The sequence below is a fragment of the Occallatibacter sp. genome (assembly GCF_049802275.1).
Lineage (GTDB): Bacteria > Acidobacteriota > Terriglobia > Terriglobales > Acidobacteriaceae > Telmatobacter.
Window position 1 is genome coordinate 1 of sequence record NZ_JBARMD010000384.1, and the last position, 4,289, is coordinate 4,289.

5 protein-coding genes are annotated in these 4,289 nt (G+C 58.9%); 4 read left to right on the forward strand and 1 reads right to left on the reverse strand.

Features of this window, described 5'->3' with window-relative positions; translation table 11 throughout:
* The 3 genes from WA354_RS13525 to WA354_RS13535 form a co-directional block, all read left to right on the forward strand.
* Positions 1 to 1,371, forward strand: a 1,371-nt coding sequence (locus WA354_RS13525) for a pyridoxal phosphate-dependent decarboxylase family protein (protein WP_472813541.1), incomplete at its 5' end; no start/stop codon positions are given.
* Positions 1,372 to 1,506: 135 nt separating this feature from the next.
* Positions 1,507 to 2,202, forward strand: a complete 696-nt coding sequence (locus WA354_RS13530) for a DUF2306 domain-containing protein (protein WP_472813542.1) — start codon at positions 1,507 to 1,509, stop codon at positions 2,200 to 2,202.
* A gap of 7 nt (positions 2,203 to 2,209) precedes the next feature.
* Complete coding sequence (locus WA354_RS13535) at positions 2,210 to 2,752, forward strand: hypothetical protein (RefSeq protein WP_472813543.1); 543 nt, start codon at positions 2,210 to 2,212, stop codon at positions 2,750 to 2,752.
* A 36-nt stretch (positions 2,753 to 2,788) separates the two neighbouring features.
* On the opposite strand, the gene WA354_RS13540 is transcribed toward WA354_RS13535, so the two are convergent.
* A complete protein-coding gene (locus WA354_RS13540) occupies positions 2,789 to 3,322 on the reverse strand; it encodes a DinB family protein (RefSeq protein WP_472813544.1) in 534 nt (177 codons plus the stop codon).
* A gap of 162 nt (positions 3,323 to 3,484) precedes the next feature.
* Here WA354_RS13540 and WA354_RS13545 point away from each other — a divergent pair.
* Positions 3,485 to 4,289, forward strand: an 805-nt coding sequence (locus tag WA354_RS13545) for a DoxX family protein (protein ID WP_472813545.1), incomplete at its 3' end; no start/stop codon positions are given.

Here is a 4,289-nt window from a genome sequence, read left to right on the forward strand (position 1 = left end):
GTAACCACGGGCGAATCTCCCTCTGCAATTCGCCAGGCGCTTGGCGCAGACGGTATGCTGCCGAACCAGGGCGGCGATCCAGCAGAGTTGCTCAACCGCGCTGCCGGCCTGCTCTTCGACCATTCCCTGTTCAATGCTCATCCTCGCTTCTGGGGATATGTCACTTCCTCTGCCGCGCCAATCGGCGCGCTGGGCGAACTGCTGGCAGCAACGGTAAATCCGAATTGCGGAGCGTGGCTGCTGTCTCCGATGGCCAGCGAAATTGAAGCTCAGACGATTCGCTGGATTGCAGAAATGCTGAATTACCCCACCGATTGCGGCGGCCTCTTCGTCAGCGGGGGCAACATGGCAAATATCGTCTGCTTTCTTGCGGCGCGTCAGGCCAAGGGTGGCAGCGATTTGCGTACGCATGGAGTCGCAGGGGCCCGGCTGCGCGCGTATTGCTCAAAGGAGACGCACACCTGGATCCAGAAGGCAGCAGACATCTCCGGACTGGGCACCGACTCGGTGCGATGGATTGCAGCCGACGATGAAATGCGCATCGACGTCGAAGCTCTTCGCGCGCAGATTTGTTCGGATCTTGCTGCAGGCGATAAGCCCTTCATGATGATTGGCAATGCTGGAACGGTCAGCACTGGCGCGATGGACCCGCTGCCCGAACTTGCTGCGCTCTGCCGGGAATTCGACCTCTGGTTTCATATTGACGGTGCCTATGGTGGCTTCGCGGCGATTGTGCCGGATGCTCCCGCGGAGTTTGCCGGTCTCAGCGAAGCGGACTCGATTGCTGTCGACCCGCACAAATGGCTCTATGCGCCACTCGAGGCCGGCTGTGCCCTGGTGCGCGACTTGTCCAAACTGCGCGACGCGTTCGCGTATCACCCGCCCTACTATCACTTCGGCGTCGAGGCCATTAATTACTTTGATCTCGGTCCACAAAACTCGCGCGGTTTTCGTGCGCTCAAAGTGTGGCTCGCGCTGCAACAGGTGGGACGCGAGGGCTACGTGCAGATGATCTCCGACGACATTCGCCTGTCGCGCGCCATGTTCGATGGCCTTGCGAATTACCCGGAACTGGAAGCGCTGACCCAGGGGCTGAGCATCACCACGTTCCGTTATGTTCCGCGCGACTTGAAGCGCGACGACGAGCAAGTGGAAAGTTATTTGAACGATCTGAATCGCGAATTGCTCACGCGCCTGCAGCAGGGTGGAGAAGCTTACCTCTCCAACGCGGTCATCGGGGGCAAATACGCGTTGCGGGCCTGCATCGTCAACTTCCGCACCACGCTTGAGGATGTTGAAGCGCTGCTTCCTATCGTGGTGCGCATTGGCAACGAGGTAGATGGGGCGCTGCGTCCGGCAGGACTCGCTTGAGGAGTTTCCCAAAAAATGAATGCCGAGTCTTGCCACGCTTGTGTACACTCACCCCAAGCTCCGGGCCAAACCGAATAGTTATCGCGAGCTGAACTCCTTCCCTGGGGTACGAGTTCATGTCTTCAGGAGGTGATCATGTCTACCTCTGCTCATCCCGTTGCGCCTGTGCCGCCGTTCACATCGCGCCGATGGCCCAAGGCACTGGCACTCGGTGCAGTCTTGTTCGTTGCTGCAGCATTCGTGTTCAAGTACGTCTTCCATTACTATCTCCACTACAATGAAGCGGCATTTAATGATCCCGCAGCCGGAGCCGCCAACTACTGGCGGATGCGGGGCTGGCTTCTGCTTCACATTTCCAGTGGAATGACGGCGGCGCTTATTGGCCCCTGGCAGTTTTCGCAGCGGCTGCGCAAGCGCTATCTCCAGCTTCATCGTCTTTCGGGGCGCGTCTATGTTATCGCCGTGATGTGTGGCTGCGTGGGTGCGCTTGGCCTGGCCATCGGAACCACGTTTGGCAAGGCGTGGGGATTCGGTGTAGCGATGCTGGCATTTGCGTGGTTTACGACTACCTCGATGGCCTACTACGCGGTGCGGCAACGGCAAATCCAGATTCATCGCGAGTGGATGGTCCGCAGCTACGTAGTCACTTTTGCATTCGTCACCTTTCGCATATTCAACGACTACCCACCCATGAAGAACTGGCTGCCGGATGCCGATCGCGCCAACGTCATGATCTGGGCCTGCTGGGCACTACCTCTGCTCGTCACCGAAGTGATTCTGCAACTCAAACGCATGCCGCGACCTCAGAATCTCGCGGTTCGAGAAAAATAGGAGTGAGATGATGAAGGGAACTCTTCGCGTTCTGGCGGTTGCTGGTCTTGTGTCGGGCGGCGCTCTGGGAATGGCAGGCTCGATGGTTGCCGCATCGAACGTTCGCGCTGTCTGCTGGGCCATTGATGCCACCGGCGTAATCGTCGCCACCGCGATCCTCGCGCTCAGTTATCTTCGTGCCGGCAAGATGGAGGTGGCTGCAGGCTTCCTGGTCTATGCCATCGGAGAGGGCATCATGCTCACGGGTACTCCGATGTCGCTTGAGGCCAGTGTGCCGGCATTCGCGGCGGGGACTGCCCTCTGGTCAGCGGGCCTTGTGCTGGTCAGCGTTCCGCGCGAGTTTAGTCTCGTCACGCGATTTACCGGATTGGTAGCCGCGGTCTTGTTCGGAATAGTCTCCCTGCGCATTTTCTGGGGAAATCCGCTGACGCCCATCGCACGTCCATTACCGATGTTTGCCTATCCAGTGCTGGTGCTCACGTTCATCGGATGGATCTGGACGATTGTCAGACACGGCGCGGAAGTGGGCGCAGCCGAAGTACCCGCGTAATCGAGATGCGTAGCGATTCGATAACTGCTCGACGTATTACTTCACGCCCTTGTCCGGATTCCACACGCCATGCAATTTCCGCACATAGAGAATCTGCCCGACGTGATACGCGTTGTGCGCGCCGACGTGCGCAATGAGTGAGGCATTCGCAGCGATCTTCGCATCGTCGGCATCATTGACGGCCTTTTCCCAATCGGTGAGCACCTGGTTGAGCTTCTTCACCAAATCGTCCCACTGCGCCGGCGTGAAGTTGTCGAAGGTCTCGTTATTGTTGTTGTCGAACTTCTCATTCTTGATTCCCTTGAAATCATTGAGCGCGCGATTGTCCCAATACCAGATGTGATAGGTGAGTTGACCGACGGAGTGGTTGCCTTTGCCGGGGCTCCACATAGCTTGCTCAGGGGTCAATCCTTCCACCGCGATGCTGACCGGAACAAACCAATCTTCCTGATCGTGCGTGGTGCGTAACTGCTCCAGCAGCACGCCGCGCAACGTGGTGGGCGGTTTCTTGTCATTGGTCTGAGCGAAGAGCGGGAGGGAGAGGAGCAGAAAGAATGCAAGCTTTTTCATCGATTGTAGCCTCGCGGGAGTTGCAGTGCTCGGAGTATAACGCCGAGGTCGATCAGGGGCATCCGGCAAGCCCCGTCGGCAGACCGCTTCGGAACTTCCCGGTGCGTGCGCAGCACTTCTCGATTGGAATGCATCTCGAAATCCGCTAGCTTTCGAGTTCACATGACGCCCCGCACCCAAGCCGTTCTGAGATTTGAATCCCGCTCAGCCCCTCGCTCCTTGTTTCAGCCTGGTTCCTTGTTTCAGCGTGAGCAGCAACCGTCCCTGGGCTTGCTTGCAATCGGATTGATTGGCCTCGGAGTGCTGGGGCTTGTTGTGGGGGATTTTGCCATGGTGTGGCAGCCGGTGGCGACGTGGTTCCCGGCCCGCACGGCTCTAGCCTATGCGGCTGGCGCACTCATGCTCGTGTGCGGAGCAGCTCTATTTTTTCGCACCACCTCTGTCTGGGCCATTCGCCTCCTGTTTCCGTACCTGATTGTGTGGCAATTGCTCAAGCTGCCTGCACTTTTCGTAGCTCCCAAGGTCGAGGGAGTCTACCTGGGCTTCGGTGAGCTGGCGGTGCTTCTCGCGGGCGGCTGGACGCTCTTCGCGCGGCTCAGCGATTTCGAAGCGCCTGCGTGGCTTGCGTGGGCCACCGGCGACAAAGGCGTCCGCATCGCGCGCTACTACTTTGCCGTCTGGATCATTCCGATCGGACTCTCTCATCTGATCTACACCAAGGAGACGGTGGCGCTGGTCCCGGCATGGCTGCCTTTTAAAACCGGCTGGGCCTACCTGACTGGGGCAGGTCAAATGGCTTCGGGACTGGGTGTGCTCTTCGGCGTATTGCCGCGGGTTGCGGCGTGGGCTGAGGCCGGCCAAATCACGCTTTATACGCTGCTTATCTGGTTGCCGGCAATCTTTGCCACCCCCCGGGCGCGCTTGTCGTGGACGGCGCTGTGGATCTCGTGGACCATTGGTGCAGCGG